24 protein-coding genes and 4 tRNA genes are annotated in these 25,431 nt (G+C 55.3%); 19 read left to right on the forward strand and 9 right to left on the reverse strand.

The features are described from left to right. The first annotated feature begins 2 nt into the window (after positions 1-2). The 6 genes from wecG to F384_RS20630 all read left to right on the forward strand — a co-directional run bounded on the left by wecG (position 3) and on the right by F384_RS20630 (position 2,867). Positions 3-743: a lipopolysaccharide N-acetylmannosaminouronosyltransferase gene (gene wecG, locus F384_RS20605; protein WP_046492940.1), complete on the forward strand. Its 741-nt coding sequence runs from the start codon at positions 3-5 to the stop codon at positions 741-743. A gap of 203 nt (positions 744-946) precedes the next feature. Next, on the forward strand, positions 947-2,332 hold the full coding sequence (thrP, locus tag F384_RS20610) for a bifunctional threonine/serine APC transporter ThrP (RefSeq protein WP_046492942.1): 1,386 nt from the start codon (positions 947-949) through the stop codon (positions 2,330-2,332). A 102-nt stretch (positions 2,333-2,434) separates the two neighbouring features. After that, positions 2,435-2,511: transfer RNA gene (locus F384_RS20615), tRNA-Arg, on the forward strand. Between the two features lie 56 nt (positions 2,512-2,567). Next, a tRNA-His gene (locus tag F384_RS20620) sits at positions 2,568-2,643 on the forward strand. 19 nt (positions 2,644-2,662) lie between these two features. Continuing rightward, positions 2,663-2,749 (forward strand) — tRNA-Leu (locus F384_RS20625). A gap of 41 nt (positions 2,750-2,790) precedes the next feature. Next, positions 2,791-2,867, forward strand: a tRNA-Pro gene (locus F384_RS20630). 575 nt (positions 2,868-3,442) lie between these two features. On the opposite strand, the gene hemY is transcribed toward F384_RS20630, so the two are convergent. The 4 genes from hemY to hemC are packed head-to-tail and all read right to left on the reverse strand — an operon-like array spanning position 3,443 to position 7,538. Then, positions 3,443-4,639, reverse strand: coding sequence for a protoheme IX biogenesis protein HemY (hemY, locus tag F384_RS20635; protein ID WP_046492943.1), 1,197 nt, complete (start codon positions 4,637-4,639; stop codon positions 3,443-3,445). Between the two features lie 2 nt (positions 4,640-4,641). Continuing rightward, the gene (gene hemX, locus F384_RS20640; RefSeq protein ID WP_046492944.1) at positions 4,642-5,838 is read right to left on the reverse strand and encodes a uroporphyrinogen-III C-methyltransferase; all 1,197 of its coding nucleotides are present in this window, start codon (positions 5,836-5,838) and stop codon (positions 4,642-4,644) included. 21 nt (positions 5,839-5,859) lie between these two features. Then, complete coding sequence (gene hemD, locus F384_RS20645; protein ID WP_046492946.1) at positions 5,860-6,600, reverse strand: uroporphyrinogen-III synthase; 741 nt, start codon at positions 6,598-6,600, stop codon at positions 5,860-5,862. Further along, entirely contained in the window at positions 6,597-7,538 is a 942-nt protein-coding gene (gene hemC, locus F384_RS20650; RefSeq protein WP_046492948.1) for a hydroxymethylbilane synthase, read from the reverse strand. The genes hemD and hemC overlap by 4 nt, the downstream gene beginning before the upstream one ends. Before the next feature lie 390 nt (positions 7,539-7,928). Here hemC and cyaA point away from each other — a divergent pair, with 390 nt between their 5' ends. Next, positions 7,929-10,475 carry a class I adenylate cyclase gene (cyaA, locus tag F384_RS20655; RefSeq protein WP_046492949.1) on the forward strand — a complete coding sequence of 849 codons (2,547 nt, stop codon included), beginning with the start codon at positions 7,929-7,931 and terminating at the stop codon, positions 10,473-10,475. 33 nt (positions 10,476-10,508) lie between these two features. Here cyaA and cyaY read toward each other — a convergent pair whose 3' ends face one another. Next, on the reverse strand, positions 10,509-10,829 hold the full coding sequence (gene cyaY / locus F384_RS20660) for an iron donor protein CyaY (protein ID WP_046492950.1): 321 nt from the start codon (positions 10,827-10,829) through the stop codon (positions 10,509-10,511). A 138-nt stretch (positions 10,830-10,967) separates the two neighbouring features. Between cyaY and lptM the strand changes: the two genes are divergently transcribed. The 8 genes from lptM to corA all read left to right on the forward strand — a co-directional run bounded on the left by lptM (position 10,968) and on the right by corA (position 17,965). Then, positions 10,968-11,171 (forward strand): LPS translocon maturation chaperone LptM, encoded by a 204-nt coding sequence (gene lptM, locus F384_RS20665; RefSeq protein WP_046492952.1) that lies wholly within the window; start codon positions 10,968-10,970, stop codon positions 11,169-11,171. A 36-nt stretch (positions 11,172-11,207) separates the two neighbouring features. Continuing rightward, positions 11,208-12,032, forward strand: coding sequence for a diaminopimelate epimerase (gene dapF, locus F384_RS20670; RefSeq protein WP_046492953.1), 825 nt, complete (start codon positions 11,208-11,210; stop codon positions 12,030-12,032). After that, positions 12,029-12,736, forward strand: coding sequence for a DUF484 domain-containing protein (locus F384_RS20675; protein WP_046492955.1), 708 nt, complete (start codon positions 12,029-12,031; stop codon positions 12,734-12,736). The genes dapF and F384_RS20675 overlap by 4 nt, the downstream gene beginning before the upstream one ends. Continuing rightward, on the forward strand, positions 12,733-13,629 hold the full coding sequence (xerC, locus tag F384_RS20680; protein WP_046492956.1) for a tyrosine recombinase XerC: 897 nt from the start codon (positions 12,733-12,735) through the stop codon (positions 13,627-13,629). The genes F384_RS20675 and xerC overlap by 4 nt, the downstream gene beginning before the upstream one ends. Beyond that, the gene (yigB, locus tag F384_RS20685; protein WP_046492958.1) at positions 13,629-14,345 is read left to right on the forward strand and encodes a 5-amino-6-(5-phospho-D-ribitylamino)uracil phosphatase YigB; all 717 of its coding nucleotides are present in this window, start codon (positions 13,629-13,631) and stop codon (positions 14,343-14,345) included. The genes xerC and yigB overlap by 1 nt, the downstream gene beginning before the upstream one ends. 146 nt (positions 14,346-14,491) lie before the next feature. Beyond that, entirely contained in the window at positions 14,492-16,654 is a 2,163-nt protein-coding gene (uvrD, locus tag F384_RS20690; protein ID WP_046492959.1) for a DNA helicase II, read from the forward strand. A 148-nt stretch (positions 16,655-16,802) separates the two neighbouring features. After that, on the forward strand, positions 16,803-16,859 hold the full coding sequence (ysgD, locus tag F384_RS30490; RefSeq protein ID WP_212723238.1) for a YsgD/CorL family protein: 57 nt from the start codon (positions 16,803-16,805) through the stop codon (positions 16,857-16,859). A 155-nt stretch (positions 16,860-17,014) separates the two neighbouring features. Continuing rightward, on the forward strand, positions 17,015-17,965 hold the full coding sequence (gene corA, locus F384_RS20695) for a magnesium/cobalt transporter CorA (RefSeq protein ID WP_046492960.1): 951 nt from the start codon (positions 17,015-17,017) through the stop codon (positions 17,963-17,965). Positions 17,966-17,997: 32 nt separating this feature from the next. Here corA and F384_RS20700 read toward each other — a convergent pair whose 3' ends face one another. The 3 genes from F384_RS20700 to yigI all read right to left on the reverse strand — a co-directional run bounded on the left by F384_RS20700 (position 17,998) and on the right by yigI (position 19,998). Then, positions 17,998-18,378, reverse strand: a complete 381-nt coding sequence (locus F384_RS20700) for a DUF2628 domain-containing protein (RefSeq protein ID WP_046492962.1) — start codon at positions 18,376-18,378, stop codon at positions 17,998-18,000. 212 nt (positions 18,379-18,590) lie between these two features. Beyond that, on the reverse strand, positions 18,591-19,487 hold the full coding sequence (gene rarD, locus F384_RS20705; RefSeq protein WP_046492963.1) for an EamA family transporter RarD: 897 nt from the start codon (positions 19,485-19,487) through the stop codon (positions 18,591-18,593). A 43-nt stretch (positions 19,488-19,530) separates the two neighbouring features. Further along, a complete protein-coding gene (gene yigI / locus F384_RS20710; protein WP_001277136.1) occupies positions 19,531-19,998 on the reverse strand; it encodes an acyl-CoA thioesterase YigI in 468 nt (155 codons plus the stop codon). Between the two features lie 164 nt (positions 19,999-20,162). Between yigI and pldA the strand changes: the two genes are divergently transcribed. The 3 genes from pldA to rhtC all read left to right on the forward strand — a co-directional run bounded on the left by pldA (position 20,163) and on the right by rhtC (position 23,634). Then, entirely contained in the window at positions 20,163-21,032 is an 870-nt protein-coding gene (pldA, locus tag F384_RS20715; RefSeq protein ID WP_046493012.1) for a phospholipase A, read from the forward strand. An 84-nt stretch (positions 21,033-21,116) separates the two neighbouring features. Continuing rightward, positions 21,117-22,946 carry an ATP-dependent DNA helicase RecQ gene (recQ, locus tag F384_RS20720; RefSeq protein ID WP_046493014.1) on the forward strand — a complete coding sequence of 610 codons (1,830 nt, stop codon included), beginning with the start codon at positions 21,117-21,119 and terminating at the stop codon, positions 22,944-22,946. 67 nt (positions 22,947-23,013) lie between these two features. After that, the gene (rhtC, locus tag F384_RS20725; protein ID WP_042326133.1) at positions 23,014-23,634 is read left to right on the forward strand and encodes a threonine export protein RhtC; all 621 of its coding nucleotides are present in this window, start codon (positions 23,014-23,016) and stop codon (positions 23,632-23,634) included. 42 nt (positions 23,635-23,676) lie between these two features. Here the strand turns inward: rhtC and rhtB are convergent, their stop codons facing one another. After that, the gene (gene rhtB, locus F384_RS20730; RefSeq protein WP_046493017.1) at positions 23,677-24,297 is read right to left on the reverse strand and encodes a homoserine/homoserine lactone efflux protein; all 621 of its coding nucleotides are present in this window, start codon (positions 24,295-24,297) and stop codon (positions 23,677-23,679) included. A 110-nt stretch (positions 24,298-24,407) separates the two neighbouring features. On the opposite strand from rhtB, the gene pldB reads away from it, so the two are divergent. Continuing rightward, positions 24,408-25,430: a lysophospholipase L2 gene (gene pldB / locus F384_RS20735; protein WP_046493019.1), complete on the forward strand. Its 1,023-nt coding sequence runs from the start codon at positions 24,408-24,410 to the stop codon at positions 25,428-25,430. The last annotated feature ends 1 nt before the right edge of the window (position 25,431 follow it).

Genomic DNA, 25,431 nt, shown 5'->3' on the forward strand with positions numbered 1-25,431 from the left:
CAATGACTGATAATACAACTGCACCGATTTACGATCTGCGCGGGCTCCAGTTGATTGGCTGGCGAGATATGCACCATGCGCTTGATTATCTCTACGCTGGCGGCCAGCTTAAGCAAGGTACGCTGGTGGCGATTAACGCAGAAAAGGTACTGACGGCGGAAGATAATCCGGAAGTCCGCACCCTGATTGAGGCGGCAGAGTATAAATATGCCGACGGGATCAGCGTTGTGCGTTCGGTACGCAAAAAATTTCCGGATGCCCAGGTTTCTCGCGTGGCGGGTGCCGATCTCTGGGAAGCGTTGATGGCCCGTGCGGGCGAGGAAGGCACGCCGGTATTCCTGGTTGGCGGAAAACCAGACGTGCTGGTGCAAACACAAGCGAAACTGCGCGCCCAGTGGAATGTGAACATTGTGGGTAGCCAGGACGGCTATTTTACGCCGGAGCAGCGTCCTGCGCTGTTTGAGCAGATCCATACCAGCGGGGCGAAAATCGTTACCGTGGCGATGGGATCGCCGAAACAGGAAATCTTTATGCGCGATTGCCGACAGGTACATCCGCATGCGCTTTATATGGGTGTCGGCGGCACCTATGATGTCTTCACCGGCCACGTAAAACGCGCGCCGAAAGTGTGGCAGAACCTGGGGCTGGAGTGGCTGTACCGCCTGCTGTCGCAGCCAAGCCGCATTACTCGTCAGCTCCGTTTACTGCGTTACCTGCGCTGGCACTACAGCGGAAATATCTGAAACCTCTTCCTCATGCCGGTAGCGCATTCTGCTCCATGCGCTACCTCACTGCCGCATTTTTGCTCCGTTATTACATAAAATATGCATTTTTTTAATGCTTCGTTTGCCATTTTGCCAAATTTGCGAAAACATGCGCCCCCAGCGATGTACCCATAACAATAACCGGTAATGCCGGAAAGCAAGCAAACACGACAAGAGGATTTATGGCAGAGAAAAAACCTGAGCTACAGCGTGGGCTGGAGGCTCGTCATATCGAATTGATTGCCCTTGGGGGCACCATTGGCGTCGGTCTGTTTATGGGGGCGGCAAGCACCCTGAAATGGGCGGGACCATCGGTGTTGCTGGCGTATATCGTCGCTGGCCTGTTCGTCTTTTTCATTATGCGCTCAATGGGCGAGATGCTGTTCCTGGAGCCCGTTGCCGGCTCGTTCGCCGTTTATGCTCACCGCTACATGAGCCCGTTCTTCGGTTATCTCACCGCGTGGTCATACTGGTTTATGTGGATGGCGGTCGGTATCTCGGAAATCACCGCGATCGGCGTCTATGTTCAGTTCTGGTTCCCGGATATGGCGCAATGGATACCGGCGCTGATTGCTGTCGGACTGGTGGCGCTGGCAAATCTGGCGGCCGTTCGTCTGTATGGCGAAATTGAGTTCTGGTTTGCGATGATTAAAGTCACCACCATCATCGTGATGATTGTGGTGGGGCTGGGTGTGATTTTCTTTGGCCTGGGCAACGGCGGTCAGCCGATTGGTTTTGGCAACCTGACTGAGCACGGCGGCTTCTTTGCCGGTGGCTGGAAAGGCTTCCTCACCGCATTGTGTATTGTGGTCGCCTCTTATCAGGGTGTGGAGCTGATCGGGATTACGGCGGGTGAAGCCAAGAACCCGCAGGTTACGCTGCGTAGCGCGGTTGGCAAGGTGTTGTGGCGTATTCTGATCTTCTATGTGGGCGCGATTTTCGTGATCGTCACTATCTTCCCGTGGAACGAAATTGGCAGCAACGGCAGTCCGTTCGTCCTGACGTTTGCCAAAATTGGGATCACCACCGCAGCGGCGATTATCAACTTTGTGGTGCTGACCGCTGCGCTGTCTGGCTGTAACAGCGGAATGTACAGCTGTGGGCGTATGCTCTACGCGCTGGCGAAGAACCGTCAACTGCCGGCGGCGATGGCGAAAGTCTCCCGTCATGGCGTTCCGGTGGCGGGTGTGGCGCTGTCGATTCTGATCCTGCTGGTCGGTTCGTGCCTGAACTACATCATTCCTAATCCGCAGCGCGTTTTCGTCTATGTTTATAGTGCAAGTGTGCTGCCGGGGATGGTGCCGTGGTTTGTGATCCTGATTAGCCAGTTGCGTTTTCGTCGGGCGCATAAAGCGGCGATGGCCAGCCATCCGTTCCGATCAATTTTGTTCCCGTGGGCAAACTATTTGACGATGGCCTTCCTGGTTTGCGTACTGATCGGCATGTACTTTAATGAAGATACCCGTATGTCACTGTTTGTCGGTATCATCTTCCTGTGCGCCGTGACGCTCGTTTACAAGGTTTTTGGCCTCAACCGTCAGGGTATTGCCCAGAAAACGGGGGAATAAGCGACAAAACGCGCAAAGCGTAACCAAACGCGCATTTTATTTAAAAAGGCACTAGACAGCGGGGTGTGAAGTCCGTATTATCCACCCCCGCAACGGCGCTAAGCGCCCGTAGCTCAGCTGGATAGAGCGCTGCCCTCCGGAGGCAGAGGTCTCAGGTTCGAATCCTGTCGGGCGCACCATTCACCCGGTGCTGGAGCTGCGGTGGTTTCGATACCGCGTAAAAAGATTTGTAGTGGTGGCTATAGCTCAGTTGGTAGAGCCCTGGATTGTGATTCCAGTTGTCGTGGGTTCGAATCCCATTAGCCACCCCATTATTAAAAGTTGTGAAATGCGAAGGTGGCGGAATTGGTAGACGCGCTAGCTTCAGGTGTTAGTGTCCTTACGGACGTGGGGGTTCAAGTCCCCCCCCTCGCACCACGACTTAAAGAGTTGAACTAAAAATTCAAAAAGCAGTACATCGGCGAGTAGCGCAGCTTGGTAGCGCAACTGGTTTGGGACCAGTGGGTCGGAGGTTCGAATCCTCTCTCGCCGACCAATTTTGAACCCCGCTTTGGCGGGGTTTTTCTTTTTCTGCATCACTCTCTTTCTTCTTCTTTTCTGCTGTTGCTTTCCTGAGACAACCCTGTTTGCCATTGTCGCCATTTGGTGACGATTAACATGCTGATATTTCAGCACTTTCGTGTATCGGATGAGATCTGTCTCTGCTGAGCGACAATTCATTGCGTGCCCAGCAGATAGAAAGAGGGAAAGCTGCCGACAACCCGCGCCAACACAGGGATCGTGAATTGTCTTAATCCCTATTTTTAGCGGTGCAATCCTGGCATGCAATGTGCAATAATAGACGGGTAGATGCTCATTCCATCTCTTATGCTCGCCATAGTGCCTCATAAACTCAGGAATGATGCAGAGCCGTTTACGGTGCTTATCGTCCAAAGACAGATGTCGCTTCGGCCTCATCAAACACCATGGACATAACGTTGAGTGAAGCACCCATTTATGTTGTCATACAGACCTGTTTGACGCCTGCTCCAAAAGAGCAGGCGTTTTTTTATTTCTGCGGTGGGGATATTTGTAGGCCCGGTAAGCGTCGCGCCACCGGGCGTTAGGGCGTTACTGCGGGGGTGTGTTCTGTAACGTCAGCATCAGACCGTCACGGCGCATGGTGGCCGCTTCTTCCGGCTGATGCAGGCGATCGAGCGCGTCGGCAAGCCAGGCGTAATCGTACGCGTCCGGACGTTGCTTGAGCGCCGCGCGGAAGGCGACGGTCGCTTCCTGCCATTCGCCGTGCTTCATCAGCGACTGACCCAGCGTGCTCCATAGCAACGGACGATCGCCGACGGTCTTGATCTGCTGGCGCAGCACTTTCTCCAGTTGTTCCGGGTTATTGGTTTTCAGACGCGGAATGGGCAGCACCAGGCGATCGTCATATTGACGCTTCAGGCCGTCGATAATAATCTGCTGCGCCATGTCGTGATCGTCGCATTCAATCAGATGCTCAGCCATTGCCACCTGCAGGGCGACCTGATGGCGGGTTTTACGGCTCTGGTTTTTCCACCATTCGCGTAGACCATCACTGCCCTGATCGGCACGTGCCTGATCCATCAAACCAATCCACGACTGCTGTTCAAGCATTGCACGATGCTCTTCATCACCGACGTTCGCTTTCGCCATTGACGGGATGATATCAAGCAGCGAACTCCAGGCGCCGGTGCGGATGTAGGCCTGTTCCGCCAGGCGTAATACTTCCGGATGACGCGGCGTCACCTCCAGCAGTTTATCCACGCCGTGGCGCGCGGCATGGTTCTCGTTGCGCGCCAGTTGCAGGCGGACACGCGCAATCTCAACCGGGATTGTGTCGTTGCCCGCGAGTTCTGCCGCGCGTTCCAGATGCTGGTTCGCGCGCGCTTCGTCACCGCGCTGTTGCGCTGCTTCTGCGGCGAGCAGGTAGTTCACCACCGGCTGTTCAGCATGATCGGCATTTTTCGCCATCAGCTTCTCAACCTGCTGATAATCACCTTCCGCCAGTTTCAACAGCGCCTGTTCAGTCTGTTTGCGGGCGCGACGACGTTTGCGGCCAACAAACCAGCCGCGCGTATGTGCGCCGGTACGGAAGATGCGGCGTAGCAGCCACTCAATGGCAAACAGGACGACCATCGCCAGGATCAGGATGATGACCAGTCCTGTTACGCTGGTTTCAATGTTGTACGTGTCGGTCTGGATCAGGACGTAACCCTGATGACCGGCAATCATTGGGCCTATCACGATACCCGCGATCAGCAGCACAAAGAGCAATAATACTTTTAGCATCATTATTCTCCTTGCGGCGCGGCTGCCGGGGTTTCTGCCTGCGGTGCTTCAGGCGCAGGAGCCGTGGCGGGTGCCGCTTCAGACGGTGCGGCAGCCGGTTGCGCCAGCAGGTTGCGCACGCGGGTTTGCATCAGTTTTTCGAGGATCGCCTGGCTTTGCAGCGTTTCCGGTACGTCCATCGTGATGCTCTGCTGGCTTAGCTTGTCCACTTCCTCAAGGAATGCTTTCGTCGTGGCGTCGTCGGTATCGTAGTAAGCGCGTACCCAGGTGGAGACGTTATCCAGCGCCTGACGGTAGGTCTCTTCCTGGTGGCGCGGCACCGCCTGTGCGGCAACCAGCAAACGAGAGCGGATGTTTTCTCGCAGATAAACATCCTGATTCGGCGCTAACAGCGGGACGGCGGTATCATCGCGACGGCGGATGGTGATAAAGCTGTCCATAAAGTTCTGCCAGCTTTTTTGCAGATTGACGCGCCACTCGCTGATCGAGCTGGAAAGCTCGGGGCTGTCGGAGTCCATCGGTGAACCGTCGCTGTCGTTGTCCGCCAGACGCAGGTTATCGATCTGGTTAGAAAGCTGGTTAATTTTCAGGATGATGCCGTCGTAATCGACCTGAGCCACAGAAGAAAGGCTGGCGATATCATCGGTGATTGCCCGGCGCGCGGTAATCAGGCTGGGATCGTTCATGTCCGCGAGGCTCGCATCCGCACTCTTCAGTAGCGCGGCCGCCGTTGTGACATCCTGATCGCTCCACAGCTTACGCCCGGCCAGTTTGACCAGGAAATCGGCCTGCGCGAGCAGCCAGGTTTTGGCATCGCTGCCGGAGATGGTGGCGATTTTCTGTTGGACTTCATCCAGCTGTTTCGTCAGCTCAGTTTGCTGACGGTTGGCCTGCTCCAGTTGTGCAGTCTGCTGTTTAATGACGCCTTCCAGCTCCGCTTTTTGGCTTTCCTGCGCTTTTTGCAGCGCGGTCAGCTGATTAGCCAGCGCATCGCTGGTCGCGGTCTGCGTGGTTGCCTGTTGCTTTCCCCAGCCATAGAGCCCAACACCGGCGGCCAGCGCAATGGCAATCGCCACCGCACTCAGTATCAGCGCAGTGCCGTTTTTACTCTTTTTTTCAGCAGTAGCTGGCTGTGGCTGAGTCTCCACGGCCTCCCTGGTCTCTTCAACCACGGCGGAGGATTTTTCTTGTTCCGTCATTATGGCTTCCCATTATGAGAGTTATTGTAATGCGCGCAGTAGCGCATCGTTGTCGGCGTTATCAGCGACCTTAATATCTTGCCAGCCCAGTTCCCGGGCGAGGTGCGCCAGACGCTCGCTGACGACGATAAGCCGACAGCGTAGTAACCAGTTTTCACGATACCACTGCGGGATCAGCGCGTTGAGCTGTTGCAGCATTTCCCCGCTGGTGACCACCACCGTTGTCACGCCGCGCGACTGCCAGCGCATCGCTTCTTGTGCGCCATCGTAATGTTTAGCACTGCGTTGATAACATTCATAAAACGTAACATCAGCGCCGCGTGCCGTCAGGGTTTCACCTAACAGCTCACGACCGCCGTTACCACGTAAAATCAGCGCACGTTTGCCCGCAATATTTTGTAATTCCGGTAATTGTAGCAAGACTTCGCTGATTTCCCGATCCAGCGGATAGCGAATGTCGTATCCACTGACGGTATGCAGTGCCAGCGCGGTCGTGCGACCAATGGCAAAATAGTGCGCGGCGGCGGGCCATTTCAGTCCTTCGCGTTCCAGTTGCGCGTGGGCAAAAGAGACCGCGTGCTGTGACAGTACAAAGAGCAGATCGTTATCGGTGATCGCCGAAAACGCCCCGGCCAGCCGCGATAAATCCCGACCCGGGGTAAATTCGATGAGCGGAAAACTCCAGGCCTCCTGCCCCAGTGTGCGCAGACGGCTCACTAACGCTTCCCCTGCGGGAGACGGGCGGGTGACCAGGATACTCATGCGGGAGATTCTCCGTTATAAACCTCGGTCAGAATGGCGCGCGCACCGTTGTCCAGCAGCTCTTCGGCCAGTGAAATGCCCATCTGTTCCGCCCGATCGGGCGAGCCACGGCGCTCTCCGCGTACCATTTGTGAACCGTCCGGCGCACCGACCAGCGCACGTAGCCATATCTCACCGTTATTGAATTCAGCATAGCTGCCAATTGGCACCTGACAGCCTCCTTCCAGGCGGGTATTCATCGCGCGCTCAGCTTTGACGCGAAGTGCGGTGATTTCATCATTCAGCGGCGCCAGCAACGCCTGAGTCCGGCTGTCGTCGAGGCGACATTCAATGCCAACCGCGCCTTGCCCCACGGCTGGCAGCGACACTTCTGGCGGTAGCGCAGTGCGAATACGTGATTCCAGCCCTAAGCGTTTTAAACCGGCAACGGCCAGGATAATGGCATCGTAGTCGCCGTTATCCAGCTTGCTCAGGCGGGTTCCTACGTTGCCGCGCAGTGAACGGATGACGAGATCCGGACGGCGTTCTGCCAGTTGACACTGGCGACGCAAACTGGAGGTGCCTACGATGCTGCCAGCAGGCAGGTCATCAAGGGTGTTGTAAGTGTTCGAGACAAAGGCGTCGCGCGGATCTTCGCGTTCGCAGATGGTGACCAGTCCCAGACCTTCCGGGAATTCGACCGGAACATCCTTCATCGAGTGCACCGCGATGTCGGCACGTTTTTCGAGCAGCGCCACTTCCAGCTCTTTTACGAACAAGCCTTTACCGCCTACTTTCGCCAGTGGGGTATCAAGAATTACGTCGCCACGCGTCACCATTGGCACCAGTTCCACGACCAGGCCGGGGTGGTTCGCCATCAGCGCATCTTTGACATAATGTGCCTGCCAGAGCGCAAGGGGGCTTTGGCGTGTGGCAATTCTTAAAACATTGTCTAACATGCTTGTTACCGTCATTATCGTCCGTGGCTCATCCTAACATCCTTACAAGTGGGATGTCAGTGTTAGGGTCAAAGGTAAGACAAGGATAAGACGCTGCGTTGCGGCTGGCACTATTTAATGACGAGAAACCGTCCGAGCGTACTTCAGAATTTACGCGAAGCGATTGGTGCTACACTTGTATGTAGCGCATCTTTCTTTACGGTCAATGAGCAAGGTGTTAAATTGATCACGTTTTAGACCATTTTTTCGACTGAACGCACAAAAAAAAGGTCGTAAAAGGTAACGGTTATTTTTGTCATTTGGTTTATCCCGAATGGTGGCGGTTGTTGGTAAGCGGATCGCGCGGCGACAATCGACAGCATGACGGGTAGCAACATCAGGCGATACGTCTTGTACCTCTATATTGAGACTCTGAAACAGAGACTGGATGCCATTAATCAACTGCGTGTCGATCGCGCGCTTGCAGCCATGGGCCCTGCTTTCCAGCAGGTGTACAGTCTTCTGCCGACATTATTGCACTATCACCATCCGCTGATGCCAGGGTACCTTGATGGTAACGTTCCCAGAGGCATTTGCTTCTACACGCCTGATGAAACCCAACGCCACTATCTGAACGAACTGGAACTGTATCGCGGTCTGGCGCCGCAGGATCCGCCAAAAGGTGAACTGCCGATCACCGGCGTTTACTCGATGGGCAGCACCTCCTCTGTTGGACAAAGCTGTTCGTCGGATCTTGATATCTGGGTGTGCCACCAGTCCTGGCTCGACAGCGATGAACGACAATTGTTGCAGCGTAAATGCAGCCTGCTGGAAAGCTGGGCCGCCTCGCTGGGAGTGGAAGTCAGCTTCTTCCTGATTGATGAAAATCGTTTCCGCCATAATGAAAGCGGCAGTCTGGGTGGTGAAGACTGTGGCTCGACGCAGCATATCCTGCTGCTGGATGAATTCTATCGCACCGCGGTGCGCCTCGCCGGTAAGCGTATTCTGTGGAATATGGTGCCGGGCGATGAAGAAGAGCATTACGACGACTACGTCATGACGCTCTATGCCCAGGGCGTGCTCACGCCGAACGAATGGCTGGATCTGGGTGGCTTAAGCTCGCTTTCCGCTGAAGAATATTTTGGCGCAAGCCTCTGGCAGCTGTATAAAAGCATCGATTCACCGTACAAAGCGGTGCTGAAAACGCTGCTGCTGGAAGCCTACTCCTGGGAATACCCCAATCCGCGCCTGTTGGCGAAAGACATTAAACAGCGCCTGCATGACGGTGAGATCGTCTCGTTTGGTCTTGACCCGTACTGCATGATGCTGGAACGCGTAACCGAATACCTCACGGCGATTGAAGACCCGACGCGCCTGGATTTGGTGCGCCGATGTTTCTACTTAAAAGTGTGCGAGAAACTGAGCCGCGAACGCGCCTGCGTGGGCTGGCGTCGCGAAGTGCTCAGTCAGTTAGTGAGCGAGTGGGGATGGGATGACGCCCGTCTGTCCATGCTCGACAACCGGGCAAACTGGAAGATCGATCAGGTGCGTGAAGCGCACAACGAACTGCTCGATGCCATGATGCAGAGCTACCGTAATCTGATCCGCTTTGCGCGTCGTAATAATCTCAGCGTCAGCGCCAGCCCGCAGGATATTGGCGTTCTGACCCGTAAGCTGTATGCCGCGTTTGAAGCGTTGCCGGGTAAAGTCACGCTGGTGAACCCGCAGATTTCGCCGGACCTTTCCGAACCGAATTTAACGTTTATCCATGTTCCGCCGGGCCGTGCCAACCGTTCGGGTTGGTATCTCTACAACCGTGCGCCAAACATGGATTCCATCATCAGCCATCAGCCGCTGGAATATAACCGCTATCTGAATAAGCTGGTGGCCTGGGCATGGTTTAACGGTCTGCTGACGTCGCGCACGCATCTGTTTATTAAGGGTAACGGCATTGTCGATCTGCCGAAGTTGCAGGAGATGGTGGCCGATGTGTCGCACCACTTCCCGCTGCGCCTGCCTGCGCCGACGCCGAAAGCGCTCTACAGCCCGTGTGAAATTCGCCATCTGGCGATCATCGTCAATCTCGAGTATGACCCGACGGCGGCGTTCCGCAATCAGGTGGTTCATTTTGACTTCCGTAAGCTGGATGTCTTCAGCTTTGGCGAAGAACAGAATTGCCTGGTAGGTAGCGTAGACCTGTTGTATCGCAACTCGTGGAACGAAGTCCGAACGCTGCATTTCAACGGCGAACAGGCAATGATTGAAGCGCTGAAAACGATTCTGGGCAAAATGCACCAGGACGCCGCGCCGCCGGACAGCGTGGACGTGTTCTGCTACAGCCAGCATCTGCGCGGTTTGATTCGTACCCGCGTGCAGCAACTGGTTTCAGAGTGCATTGAGCTGCGTCTTTCCAGCACCCGTCAGGAAACCGGCCGCTTTAAGGCGCTGCGCGTTTCCGGTCAGACCTGGGGTCTGTTCTTTGAACGCCTCAATGTGTCAGTACAGAAGCTCGAAAACGCCATCGAATTCTACGGCGCGATATCGCATAACAAACTGCATGGCCTGTCCGTTCAGGTGGAAACCAATCAGGTGAAACTGCCGTCGGTCGTGGATGGTTTCGCCAGCGAGGGAATCATTCAGTTCTTCTTTGAAGAGACGGGCGATGAGAAGGGCTTTAACATCTACATTCTGGACGAGAGTAATCGGGCGGAAGTGTATCACCACTGCGAAGGCAGCAAAGAAGAGCTGGTGCGCGATGTCAGTCGTTTCTACTCCTCATCGCATGACCGCTTTACCTACGGATCCAGCTTCATCAACTTCAACCTGCCGCAGTTCTATCAGATTGTGAACACGGAAGGGCGCGCACAGGTGATCCCGTTCCGCGCGCAGTCACTTGGCAACGTTCCGCCAGCCAATCAGGATAACGACACGCCTCAGCTGCAGCAGTATTTCTCGTAAGGGTTTTGCCGGATGTCATCCGGCAAATAAGACCTAACGGAAGCTGACTTCCTCGCCCGCCTGGTGCGTAGCCGCCTGTTCCAGCAGATCCCAGAAGGTTTCTCCGCTTCGGTCGCAAACCCATTCGTCGTCTTTCAGATCGAAATGGTAGCCGCCCTGTTTGGTCGCCAGCCACACCTGGTGCAACGGCTCCTGACGGTTGATAATGATTTTGCTGCCGTTTTCAAAGCTAATGGTCAGCACGCCGCCGTTGATTTCACAGTCGATATCGCTGTCGCCATCCCAGTCGTCAAGACGCTCTTCGATGGTCATCCACAGGGTATCGGCCAGGCGATGAAATTCACTGTCGTTCATTGTCGTTTCCCGTTTTTTCGTGATGGCGGCAGTATAACCTGAAACAAATCGCGTTGCAGATTACAGGCAAACTCTTGCTTTTACGCCTTCTCCTGCGATGATAGAAAACAGAAAGTATGAACTTACAGGCAATCCATAATGAAAAACGTGTTTCAGGCACTCGCTGTTCTTCTCACTCTGTTCAGCCTGACGGGTTGTGGCCTCAAAGGGCCGCTCTATTTCCCTCCGGCTGATAAAAACGCACCGCCGCCGACTAAACCGGTTGATACACAAACGCAATCAACAATGCCCGATCAAAACGATCGCGCCACGGGAGATGGGCCTTCCCAGGTGAACTACTGACGGTGTGTTTCTGTACCCGCGTGAACGGAGTGAATAATGCAATTCTCTAAAATGCATGGCCTTGGCAACGATTTTATGGTCGTCGACGCGGTAACGCAGAATGTCTTTTTTTCGCCAGAATTGATCCGTCGCTTGGCAGACAGGCATCTGGGGGTGGGATTTGATCAACTGCTGGTGGTTGAACCTCCGTACGATCCTGAGCTGGATTTTCATTACCGCATTTTTAATGCCGATGGCAGCGAAGTGTCGCAATGCGGGAATGGCGCGCGCTGCTTTGCCCGTTTTGTGCGCCTCAAAGGGTTAACCAACAAACGTGACATTCGCGTCAGCACGGCAAATGGACGGATGGTGCTGAGCGTGACGGACGATGAACTCGTGCGTGTCGACATGGGCGAACCCAACTTTGAGCCGTCGCAGGTGCCTTTTCGCGCTAACAAAGCGGAAAAGACCTATATTATGCGAGCGGCAGAACAAACAATATTGTGCGGTGTGGTTTCAATGGGCAACCCGCACTGCGTGATTCAGGTCGATGATGTTGATACGGCGACCGTGGAAACGCTGGGACCGGTTCTGGAAAGCCACGAACGTTTTCCTGAACGGGCAAATATTGGTTTTATGCAGGTCGTGAAGCGCGAGCATATTCGCTTACGCGTTTATGAGCGCGGTGCGGGAGAGACGCAGGCTTGCGGGAGCGGCGCATGCGCGGCCGTCGCCGTCGGCATCCAACAAGGTTTGCTGGCGGAAGACGTCCGCGTGGAATTACCGGGCGGTCGCCTTGATATCGCCTGGAAAGGCCCGGGTCATCCGTTATACATGACTGGCCCGGCGGCACATGTCTACGACGGGTTTATCCATCTATGAAGCAACCAGGGGAAGAACTACAGGAAACGCTTACGGAACTCGATGACCGGGCGGTCGTCGACTATCTGCAGAAAAACCCTGAGTTTTTTATCCGCAATGCGCATGCCGTGGAAGCGATGCGGGTGCCGCACCCGGTGCGGGGCACCGTCTCGCTCGTTGAGTGGCATATGGCCCGCGCGCGCAACCACATCAATGTTCTTGAAGAAAACATGTCGCTGTTGATGGCGCAGGCGAATGCGAACGAAAGTCTGTTTTATCGCCTGCTGCATTTGCAGGGGCGTCTGGTCGCGGCGACCAGTCTGGACGATATGCTGATGCGCTTTCATCGCTGGGCGCGTGAACTGGGCCTTGCCGGTGCGACGGTGCGTCTGTTTCCCGATCGCTGGCGTCTCGGCGCGCCGTCGAGCTATACCCATCTGGCGTTGAGTCGTCAGGCCTTCGAACCGCTGCGTATTCAGCGACTGGGGCAGGAACAGCACTATCTGGGTACTTTGAATGGTCCGGAACTGCTGGTGGTGTTGCCAGAGGCGAAGGCGATTGGTTCGGTGGCGATGTCGATGCTGGGACGTGACGGCGATCTGGGCGTCATTCTGTTCAGCAGTCGCGATGTACATCACTATCAGGCAGGCCAGGGAACGCAACTCCTGCATGAAATTGCGCTGATGATGCCGGACCTGCTGGAGCGCTGGATTGAACGCGTATGACGGATTTCACCACCGATGTCACCCGCTTTCTGCGCTATCTGGGCGTAGAACGTCAGCTTAGCCCCATTACGCTGAAGAACTATCAGCGTCAGCTTGATGCCATCATCGCCTTAGCCGGAGAAGCCGGACTGCAAAGTTGGCAACACTGTGACGCTGCAATGGTGCGCAGTTTCGCGGTGCGCAGTCGCCGTAAAGGGCTTGGGCCCGCGAGCCTCGCGCTACGTCTATCTGCGCTGCGCAGCTTCTTCGACTGGATGGTCAGAGAAGGCAAACTGAAAGCCAATCCGGCGAAAGGGGTGCAGGCACCTAAAGCGCCGCGCCATCTGCCGAAAAATATCGACGTTGACGACATTAACCGTTTGCTGGATATCGACCTTAACGATCCGCTCGCCGTACGCGACCGCGCGATGCTGGAGGTGATGTACGGCGCGGGTCTGCGTTTGTCGGAGCTGGTGGGGCTGGACATCAAACATCTGGACCTCGACACCGGCGAAGTGTGGGTGATGGGGAAAGGCAGCAAAGAGCGTCGCCTGCCCATTGGTCGCAATGCGGTGGCGTGGATTGAGCACTGGCTGGATCTGCGTGGGCTGTTTGGCAGCGATGAAGACGCGCTGTTTTTGTCAAAGCTGGGCAACCGTATCTCCGCGCGCAATGTGCAAAAGCGTTTTGCCGAATGGGGCATTAAGCAGGGGTTAAACAGCCATGTGCATCCACATAAACTGCGCCACTCCTTTGCCACGCATATGCTGGAGTCGAGCGGTGACCTGCGAGGCGTACAGGAACTGTTGGGGCACGCCAACCTCTCGACCACGCAAATCTATACTCATCTTGATTTTCAACACCTGGCCTCGGTGTACGATGCGGCGCATCCACGCGCCAAACGGGGGAAATAATGCGTTTTTACCGGTCTCCAGGACCCATCTCGGCGATCACGTTCGATCTCGATGACACCCTTTACGATAACCGTCCGGTTATCCTGCGCACCGAGCAGGAAGCGCTCGCGTTTATGCAAAACTACCATCCGGCGCTACGGACGCTGCAAAATGCCGACCTGCAACGTTTGCGTCAGGCGGTGCGTGAAGCGGAGCCGGAAATTTATCACGACGTGACCCGCTGGCGGCATCGTGCCGTCGAGCGTGCCATGCTGAACGCCGGGCTCTCTGCGGAAGAGGCGGTGGCTGGCGCGAACGCCGCGATGATGAACTTTGCGAAGTGGCGCAGTCGGGTCGATGTCCCGCAAGAGACACACGACACGCTGAAAACCTTAGCGAAAAAGTGGCCGCTGGTGGCGATCACCAACGGTAATGCGCAGCCGGAACTGTTTGGCCTCGGCGATTACTTCGAATTTGTACTGCGTGCCGGTCCGGACGGACGCTCAAAACCGTTCAGTGATATGTACTTCCTGGCGGCGGAAAAGTTGAATGTCCCGATCGGCGAGATCCTGCACGTGGGCGACGATCTGACGACCGACGTTGCCGGGGCGATCCGCAGCGGATTGCAGGCTTGCTGGATCAAGCCAGAAAATGCCGACCTGATGCACACCTTTGACAGTCGTTTACTGCCGCATATCGAAATTTCACAGTTGGCATCTCTGACCTCGCTGATATAATCACCAACAGTTCTGTATAAAATTCCAGGGTTTTGGCGGATGGCGCTACGCTTATCCGCCCTACGCTGACTGCGATCACGTAGGCCCGATAAGCGAAGCGCCATCAGGCATTTCGCAGTTTATCTATTCCTAACGCGGCGGTGCCAATGGACGTTTCTTACCTGCTCGACAGCCTCAATGATAAACAGCGCGAAGCGGTGGCCGCGCCACGTAGCAACATGCTGGTTCTCGCGGGGGCGGGGAGTGGTAAAACACGCGTGCTGGTACACCGTATCGCCTGGCTGTTGACGGTAGAAAATAACTCGCCGTACTCGATTATGGCGGTCACCTTTACCAACAAAGCGGCGGCGGAGATGCGTCACCGCATCGGCCAGATTATGGGCACCAGCCAGGGCGGCATGTGGGTGGGCACCTTCCACGGTCTGGCGCACCGACTGCTGCGCGCGCATCACATGGATGCGAATTTGCCGCAGGACTTCCAGATCCTCGACAGCGAAGACCAGTTGCGCCTGCTTAAGCGTCTGATCAAGGCGATGAATCTCGACGAGAAGCAGTGGCCGGCGCGTCAGGCGATGTGGTACATCAACGGGCAGAAAGACGAAGGTCTGCGCCCGCATCATATTCAGAGCTTCGGTAACCCGATTGAGCAAACCTGGCAAAAGGTTTATCAGGCCTATCAGGAAGCGTGCGATCGTGCGGGACTGGTGGATTTCGCCGAACTGCTGCTGCGCGCGCATGAGTTGTGGCTCAACAAGCCGCATATTCTTCAGCACTATCGTGAACGTTTCACCAATATCCTGGTGGACGAGTTCCAGGATACCAACAACATTCAGTATGCCTGGATTCGTCTGCTGGCTGGCGATACCGGCAAAGTGATGATTGTGGGCGATGACGACCAGTCTATCTACGGCTGGCGCGGCGCGCAGGTTGAGAACATCCAGCGCTTCCTGAACGATTTCCCTGGCGCACAAACGATCCGCCTTGAGCAGAACTACCGCTCAACCAGCAATATCCTCAGCGCAGCGAACGCCCTGATCGAGAACAACAACGGGCGTCTGGGTAAAAAACTGTGGACCGATGGCGTCGAAGGCGAACCGATTTCGCTCTACTGCGCGTTTAACGAACTGGATGAAGCGCGCTTTGTCGTCAACCGGATCAAAACCTGGCAGGATAACGGCGGCGCGCTTGAGCAGTGTGCCATTCTCTATCGCAGTAACGCCCAGTCGCGTGTGCTCGAAGAGGCGTTGTTACAGGCCAGCATGCCGTACCGTATCTACGGCGGCATGCGCTTCTTCGAACGTCAGGAAATCAAAGACGCGCTCTCTTATCTGCGTTTGATTGCAAACCGCAATGATGACGCGGCCTTTGAACGCGTGGTGAATACCCCAACGCGCGGGATTGGCGATCGGACGCTGGACGTGGTGCGCCAGGCTTCGCGCGATCGCCAGCTCACGCTGTGGCAGGCGTGTCGCGAACTGTTGCAGGAAAAAGCGCTGGCCGGTCGTGCCGCCAGTGCGCTGCAACGTTTTATGGAACTGATCGACGCGCTGGCCCAGGAAACCGTCGACATGCCGCTGCACGTGCAGACTGACCGGGTGATTAAAGACTCGGGCCTGCGCATGATGTACGAGCAGGAGAAAGGCGAGAAAGGCCAGACCCGCATCGAGAACTTAGAGGAACTGGTGACGGCGACGCGCCAGTTCAGTTACAACGAAGAAGACGAAGACCTGATGCCGTTGCAGGCATTTCTCTCCCATGCGGCGCTGGAAGCGGGCGAAGGGCAGGCGGATACCTGGCAGGATGCAGTACAGCTCATGACGCTGCACTCAGCGAAGGGGCTGGAGTTCCCGCAGGTGTTTATCGTCGGGATGGAAGAGGGGATGTTCCCCAGCCAGATGTCGCTGGATGAGGGCGGACGCCTTGAAGAAGAGCGCCGTCTGGCCTACGTCGGCGTGACTCGTGCGATGCAGAAACTGACCTTAACCTATGCCGAAACGCGCCGACTGTATGGCAAAGAGGTGTATCACCGTCCGTCGCGCTTCATCGGCGAGCTGCCGGAAGAGTGTGTTGAAGAGGTGCGTTTGCGTGCAACGATCAGCCGTCCGGTGAGCCATCAGCGCATGGGGACGCCGATGATGGAGAACGACACCGGATACAAGCTGGGCCAGCGTGTGCGTCATGCTAAGTTCGGAGAGGGTACCATTGTGAATCTGGAAGGCAGCGGTGAACACAGCCGGTTGCAGGTAGCCTTCCAGGGGCAGGGAATCAAATGGCTCGTCGCCGCGTATGCGAAGTTGGAAACGGTCTAACTTATAGATAAATATCACTTTAATTTCCCCCTCTGCTAACCTTTCTGCATAAGGGGAAATTATTACTTTTTCGCGTTTCGTTGCGTGTTGACGGCAAATTTTTGCTGGCGTAACATGCGCGCACGATTACGCTAAGAGGACATTCGCCTTGGACACACCCAGTAGATACTGGCTCATTATCCTGTCATCCAGGATCAACTCCTAAGGCTATCCCTTTTTGCTGATAGCCTTAGCGGTTGTCAGCGACCTTCTCTTCTTTTTCCCGTCGCGCTGAGTCAGGCTGTTTAATGGTCTGAAACCCAATTGTTTCTGTGTGCCCACCGAACTGTCCGATATTTTTAAGCATTGGGAGTCCCGGTCATGCTGAGCGCATTTCAACTGGAAAATAATCGACTCATTCGGCTGGAAGTCGAAGAGTCACAAACCCTGATTGATGCCGTCTGGGTCGACCTGGTCGAGCCGGACGACGACGAGCGACTGCGCGTACAATCTGAGCTGGGCCAGAGCCTGGCGACCCGTCCTGAACTGGAAGACATCGAAGCATCCGCCCGTTTCTTCGAAGACGAAGACGGCCTGCACATCCACTCCTTTTTCTTCTTCGAAGATGCGGAAGACCACGCGGGTAACTCCACCGTGGCATTCACCATCCGCGATGGCCGCCTGTTTACCCTGCGTGAACGTGAGCTGCCCGCGTTTCGTCTGTATCGTATGCGCGCCCGTAGCCAGGCGATGGTTGACGGTAACGCCTACGAACTGCTGCTGGATCTGTTCGAAACCAAAATCGAACAATTGGCGGATGAAATCGAAAACATCTACAGCGATCTGGAAGAGCTGAGCCGGGTGATTATGGAAGGCCATCAGGGCGATGAGTATGATGAAGCGCTTTCGACGCTGGCGGAACTGGAAGATATCGGCTGGAAAGTTCGCCTGTGTCTGATGGATACCCAGCGCGCACTGAACTTCCTGGTCCGCAAAGCGCGTTTGCCGGGCGGACAACTGGAACAGGCGCGCGAGATCCTGCGAGATATCGAATCCCTGCTGCCACACAACGAATCCCTGTTCCAGAAAGTGAACTTCCTGATGCAGGCGGCGATGGGCTTTATCAACATCGAGCAGAACCGCATCATCAAGATCTTCTCGGTGGTTTCCGTGGTTTTCCTGCCGCCGACGCTGGTGGCATCCAGCTATGGGATGAACTTCGAGTTTATGCCTGAGCTGCGCTGGAGCTTTGGTTATCCGGGCGCGATTATCTTCATGCTGCTCGCCGGTCTGGCACCGTATCTGTACTTTAAGCGCAAGAACTGGCTGTAATATCCTGCCCGGTGGCGCTACGCTTACCGGGCCTACAGACCCCAGGTTTGCTCATTCTTAACCTTCAGCAGATAGAACCAGATATTCGCTTTGAAACCGACTAATGCGGATATTGCGTATCCGATGATACTTATGTCATAGGCCATGGAGATAGCACCTACTGCCAGAAAGAGGAGTAATACGGTAATGCCTTTCTTCCACAGGCCTAAATAAAAAAGGTAAATGAAAGAAAACACTAATGCCCAAATATTTAACCCCATACTCATTTTCTGGCTGAAAGAGAGGGTTTTGTAGCCTGAAGCGTAAAGCGGGGGTGTCTTCCAGAAACCAGGAAGACCGTACTGGTCATAAAATGCAAATCTGGCCTGCCACTTTTCGCTAAGTTCTTCGATCCTATTCTCGTTCTTTTCCATAACATTCCCTTCTTCGCGACATAATAAACATGCTAAGCATTAGTCAGTGAAAAAAAGAACGAAACAAGATTATGGGGAAGTGGCGTTATTTCAGAATTTATAAAGATTTTTCCGGCAGAAGAACGTTGCCGGATGGCGCTTCGCTTATCCGGCCTACAAAAGTACATCATCGTAGGCCTGATAAGGCGTAGCCGCCATCAGGCATATCACGACTATATTCCCCTGCGCGTTCTGCGTTGCGTATAAATCGCATCCGTCACGAAGATCGCCAGCGCGACCCAGATAAAGGCGAACGTCACCATTTTATCCGATCCTGGCACTTCGCCGTAGAACGTCACGGCCAACAGGAACATCAGCGTCGGGCCGATGTACTGGAAGAAACCCAGCGTAGAAAGCCGCAGACGCGTCGCCGCACCGGTAAAGCACAGCAACGGAACCGTGGTCACCACCCCGGCGGCAATCAGCAGCAGGTTGAGCGACATCGGGTTTTGTCCCATATGGCTGGTTGAGCTGTCGGCGATACCGAACAGGTAGATTGCGGCAACGGGCAGCAGCCACAGGGTTTCCACCAGCATCCCGGTTTGCGCTTCAACGGCGATTTTCTTGCGCACCAGACCGTAAAACGCAAAGCTGAACGCCAGTCCCAGCGCAATGATGGGGAGCGAGCCGAAGGTCCAGAGCTGCACCAGAACGCCACAGGTCGCGAGAATTACCGCCAACCACTGCATCCGGCGAAAGCGTTCACCGAGGAAAAGCATCCCCAACACAATGTTCACCAGCGGGTTGATAAAGTAACCCAGGCTGGCTTCCAGCATATGGTGGTTGTTGACCGCCCAGATAAACAGCAGCCAGTTCCCCCCCACGAGCACCGCCGAGAGCGCCAGCAGGAAGATCTTTTTCGGCGTTTTCAGCAGCGCTTTTACGCTCGACCACTGCCGGCTGATGCTGATCAGCGCCACCATAAAGAAAAACGACCAGATCACGCGATGGGTCAGGATTTCATCTGCGGGGACGTAATAAATAAGCTTGAAGTACGCCGGAGCGATCCCCCAAATAAAATAGGCAGCAAGAGCGAGTAACACGCCCAGCCGCGTTTGTTTTGCATCCATCGGGAAAACTCATGTCTGAAATGTAACAACAGTTTACCTGTTTTTACCCCACCATATAAGTGGCGGTGGCGCTGGCAATATAAAGCTGGTCTTCGTTGTGCAATTCCACACGTGCCACGGCGACTTTGTTTCCCGCGCGCAGCAGACTGCTGGTGGCGGTAAAGCGATTGCCCCGACCCGGACGCAGGTAGTCCACGCGCAGATCGATGGTCCCCATGCGGGACAGACGCTGGCGCAGTTCGTCTTCACTGATGGTCTCGTGCCGCGTTAGGGTACTGCCGACGCACACCAGCCCGGCTGCCACGTCCAGAGCAGAGGCGATCACTCCGCCATGCAGAATGCTCTGCGCCCAGTTCCCGACCATCATTGGCTGATTATTAAAGGCCAGTTGGGCAAATGCTTTTTCGTAGCGTTCCAGTTCCAGCCCCAGCGCCCGATTAAACGGCATGTGATAGACAAACATTTCGCCCACGAGCTTCAGGGCTTGCTCAGCAGTCAGTACGGCAGACATACGATTCCGACACTCCATTGGTTAATAAAATGTTGATGTTATGCTTCTTAAATGTTGTTTTCCACTTTAAGACGGGATAACTAACGAGGTTGTGTGTAAATATGTAAAATGGTTGGCAGAATAATAGACAAATCAAAAATCTTTCGTTCAGGAGAACAACAAGAATGCGGGCGATTCTGGCTTGGTTGCTACCAGCAGCAATGCTGCCGCTGACGGCGTATGCGCAAGAGGCGACGGTGAAAGAGGTTCATGATGCACCGGCGGTGCGGGGCAGTATTATCGCCAATATGCTGCAGGAGCATGATAATCCTTTTACGCTTTACCCCTACGATACGAACTACCTGATCTACACCAATACCAGCGACATGAACAAAGAAGCGATCAGTTCCTACAACTGGTCCGAAAACGCCCGCAAAGATGAAGTAAAGTTCCAGTTGAGTCTGGCGTTTCCGATCTGGCGTGGGATTGCGGGCCCGAACTCGGTTCTGGGTGCCTCTTATACGCAGAAGTCCTGGTGGCAGTTGTCCAACACAGAAGAGTCGTCGCCCTTTCGTGAAACCAACTACGAACCGCAGCTGTTCCTGGGTTTTGCGACAGATTATCGCGTTGCCGGATGGACACTGCGCGACGTAGAAATGGGTTATAACCATGATTCGAACGGGCGTTCCGATCCGACATCACGTAGCTGGAACCGTCTTTACACGCGCCTGATGGCGGAAAACGGCAACTGGCTGGTGGAGGTTAAACCGTGGTACGTCATCGGCAGTACCGACGATAACCCGGATATCACCAAATACATGGGCTATTATCAGCTTAAGGTCGGCTATCATCTGGGCGATGCGGTGCTGAGTGCGAAAGGCCAGTACAACTGGAATACCGGTTACGGCGGCGCGGAGTTGGGGTTGAGTTACCCGATGACGAAGCATATTCGTCTCTATACCCAGGTGTATAGCGGGTACGGCGAATCGCTGATCGACTATAACTTTAATCAGACGCGCGTCGGTGTGGGTGTGATGCTCAACGATATCTTCTGATCGATGATTGTGTTTTAAACATTGCAGTTTCTCCCTCAGGCGCTGAAAATAGCGCCTGTTTTGATTTAAGCGAACGGGGTTAATGTGGCGCAGGCGGAAGTGTTGAATCTGGAATCAGGAGCTAAGCAGGTTTTGCAAGAAACCTTTGGCTACCAACAGTTTCGCCCGGGTCAGGAAGAAATCATCGACACCGTCGTTTCGGGGCGCGACTGCCTTGTCGTGATGCCGACCGGTGGAGGGAAATCCCTCTGCTATCAAATCCCTGCCTTATTGCTCAACGGCCTGACCGTGGTCGTTTCGCCGCTGATCTCCCTGATGAAAGATCAGGTCGACCAACTGCTGGCAAACGGCGTGGCGGCCGCCTGTCTGAACTCGACGCAAACCCGCGAGCAGCAGCTTGAAGTGATGACGGGGTGTCGTACCGGGCAAATCCGTCTGCTCTATATCGCCCCTGAACGCCTGATGCTGGATAACTTCCTTGAGCATCTGGCGCACTGGAATCCGGTGTTACTGGCCGTGGACGAAGCGCACTGTATCTCGCAGTGGGGACATGACTTCCGCCCGGAATATGCCGCACTCGGTCAGCTCAGACAGCGTTTTCCCGCACTGCCGTTCGTCGCGCTAACCGCGACAGCCGATGAAACCACGCGGCTGGATATTGTTCGCCTGCTGGGGCTGAACGACCCCTTAATCCAGATCAGCAGCTTTGACCGCCCGAACATTCGCTACATGCTGATGGAGAAGTTTAAACCGCTCGATCAGTTGATGCGTTACGTGCAGGAACAGCGCGGTAAATCCGGGATTATTTACTGTAACAGCCGTGCGAAGGTGGAAGACACCGCCGCGCGTCTGCAAAGCCGGGGCATTAGCGCCGCGGCGTACCATGCGGGGCTGGAAAATCACATCCGTGCCGACGTGCAGGAGAAATTCCAGCGCGACGACCTGCAAATCGTGGTGGCGACCGTCGCCTTTGGCATGGGCATCAACAAACCGAACGTGCGTTTTGTGGTGCATTTCGATATTCCCCGCAACATTGAATCCTACTACCAGGAGACCGGTCGCGCCGGGCGTGACGGTTTGCCTGCGGAGGCGATGCTGTTTTACGATCCGGCGGATATGGCGTGGTTGCGCCGCTGTCTGGAAGAAAAACCGCAGGGGCAGCTACAGGATATTGAACGGCACAAGCTGAACGCGATGGGCGCGTTTGCCGAGGCGCAAACCTGCCGTCGTCTGGTGCTGCTTAACTACTTCGGCGAAGGGCGTCAGGAGCCGTGCGGCAACTGCGATATCTGCCTCGACCCGCCAAAACAGTACGATGGTGTGAAGGACGCGCAGATTGCGCTCTCAACCATTGGCCGAGTAAACCAGCGCTTTGGAATGGGTTACGTGGTGGAAGTGATTCGCGGGGCTAACAGCCAGCGCATTCGCGAACTCGGCCACGACAAGCTCAAAGTGTACGGTATGGGACGCGAGCAGAGCCACGAGCACTGGGTGAGCGTGATCCGCCAGTTGATTCACCTGGGCTTTGTTACTCAGAATATCGCCCAGCATTCCGCGCTACAGCTCACCGACGCTTCACGTCCGGTGCTGCGTGGCGAGGTCGCCCTGCAACTCGCGGTGCCACGTATTGTCGCCCTGAAACCGCGCGTGATGCAGAAATCCTTCGGCGGCAATTACGATCGCAAACTGTTCGCCAAACTGCGCAAGCTGCGCAAAGCCATTGCCGATGAAGAGAATATCCCGCCATACGTCGTCTTTAACGATGCCACGCTGATCGAGATGGCGGAACAGATGCCGGTTTCTGCAAGCGAAATGCTCAGCGTCAACGGGGTGGGAATGCGTAAACTGGAGCGCTTCGGTAAAGAGTTTATGGCGCTGATCCGCGCTCATGTCGATGGTGACGACGAAGAGTAGTCAGCCAGGCAAAAAAGTGCCAGGATGGTGACTCACTGAACTGTTTCCCCCGCGAGTATTTTCGATCATGCTAATGTTATTTCTCACCGTGGCGATGGTGCACATTGTGGCACTGATGAGCCCAGGGCCGGATTTCTTTTTTGTCTCGCAGACGGCAGTCAGCCGCTCGCGTAAAGAAGCGATGATGGGCGTGCTGGGCATTACCTGTGGCGTCATGGTCTGGGCGGGTATCGCGCTGCTCGGCCTGCATCTGATCATCGAAAAAATGGCCTGGCTACACACCATTATCATGGTGGGCGGCGGCCTGTATCTGTGCTGGATGGGCTACCAGATGCTGCGCGGCGCGTTGAAAAAACAGGATGTTGCCGCGCCCACGCCGCAGGTTGAGCTGGCGCAAAGCGGTCGCAGTTTCCTGAAAGGGTTGCTGACGAATCTGGCTAACCCGAAAGCCATCATCTACTTCGGTTCGGTCTTTTCTCTGTTCGTCGGCGATAGCGTCGGTACTGCCGCACGCTGGGGGATTTTCGTGCTGATTATCGTCGAAACTTTCGCGTGGTTTACCGTGGTCGCCAGCCTGTTTGCGCTGCCGAAAATGCGTCGCGGCTATCAGCGTCTGGCGAAGTGGATCGACGGTTTTGCCGGGGCGTTGTTCGCCGGTTTCGGCATCCATCTGATCATTTCACGCTAAGTCTTCGTGCCGGATACGCGCCAGCCGCTATCCGGCAACCTGTCAGGCGTGGCGTGCTGACGCCAGCAGCGCGCCTACCAGCATAAACAGTGAACCAAATACTTTGTTCAACGCTTTCATCTGCTTCGGCCCTTTGATCCACAAGGCGATACGCTGCGCCAGCGTGGCGTAACCGATCATCACCACGATATCGACTACAATGGTGGTCACGCCAAGCACGATGTACTGCATCAGTTGCGGTTCTTTTGGCATCACGAACTGCGGGAAAAGGGCCGCCAGAAAGACGATGCTTTTGGGGTTCGTCAGGTTCACGAATACCGCGCGTTTAAACAGGCGACCGCGCGACTGGGTCTGGGCCATGGTATTCAGGTCAATGGCACCGGCGGCGCGCCATTGCTGAATGCCTAACCAAATCAGATAGGCGGCGCCCGCCCATTTCAGCACCTCAAAGGCGATGACGGAGCGCGAAAACAGGGTGCCCAGACCGACGCCGACCAGCACGATATGAATACCCAGTCCGGTCTGTAATCCGGCAATCGACGCCGCAGCGCCGCGATAGCCGTGATTGATGGAGGTCGTCATGGTGTTGATGGCGCCAGAGCCAGGTGAAAGGCTCAAAATTATGGATGTCAGCAGGTAGGCGAACCACCATTCGAAGGTCATGAGAAATTCCTGGTTGTCTAAATTTATGCCACAATACGCTACTGTCGCAGCAAAGTGTTACGTGCTACTGAAAAAACGATTTTTACCTGGTAAACGAGGCTGGATACCCGATGTTTCAGCAGCAAAAAGACTGGGAAACGAGAGAAAACGCGTTCGCGGCTTTTTCCATGGGGCCGCTGACAGACTTCTGGCGTCAGCGCGAGGAAGCGGAATTGACCGGTGTGGGCCGAGTGCCGGTGCGCTTTGTCCGGTTTCGCGCTGAGCATAACGATCGTGTCATCGTCATCTGTCCGGGTCGAATAGAAAGCTATGTGAAGTACGCCGAACTGGCGTATGACCTGTTTCATCTGGGCTTTGATATTCTCATTATTGACCATCGCGGGCAGGGACGTTCAGGGCGCATGCTTTCGGATCCCAACCGCGGTCATGTCGACAATTTCAACGACTATGTTGATGATTTATCGGCATTCTGGGCACAGGAAGTTCAGCCGGGACCGTGGCGTAAACGTTATATTCTGGCGCATTCGATGGGCGGGGCGATTGCGACGCTGTTTTTGCAGCGTCATCCGCATCAGTGCGATGCTATCGCGCTCTGTGCGCCGATGTTTGGTATTGTGATGCGTCTGCCGGACTGGATGGTACGCCATATACTGGACTGGGCCGAAGGCCATCAGCGTATCCGGGAAGGGTATGCGATAGGCACCGGACGCTGGCGGGCATTGCCTTTTGGCATGAATGTATTAACCCACAGTCGACAGCGCTATCGGCGTAATTTACGTTTTTATGCGGACGAGCCGCAGCTGCGTGTCGGCGGTCCGACCTATCACTGGGTACGGGAAGGTATCCTGGCGGCCGAACAGGTGCTGGCAGGGGCGGGCGATGACGCCACGCCGACCTTGCTTCTTCAGGCCGAAGAAGAGCGTGTGGTGGATAACCGCATGCACGAACGTTTTTGTGAACGCCGCGCCGCAGCGGGCCATCCTGTCGAAGGGGGTCATCCGCTGGTCATTAAAGGCGCTTACCATGAGATCCTTTTTGAAAAGGACGCCATGCGCTCAGTCGCGCTTCAGGCTATTGTTGATTTTTTCAACAGGCATAACTCATCAGCGGAAACCGCTTTGCTTAGAGGTTGAA

It is taken from the genome of Citrobacter amalonaticus Y19 (genome assembly GCF_000981805.1).
Taxonomy (GTDB): domain Bacteria; phylum Pseudomonadota; class Gammaproteobacteria; order Enterobacterales; family Enterobacteriaceae; genus Citrobacter_A; species Citrobacter_A amalonaticus_C.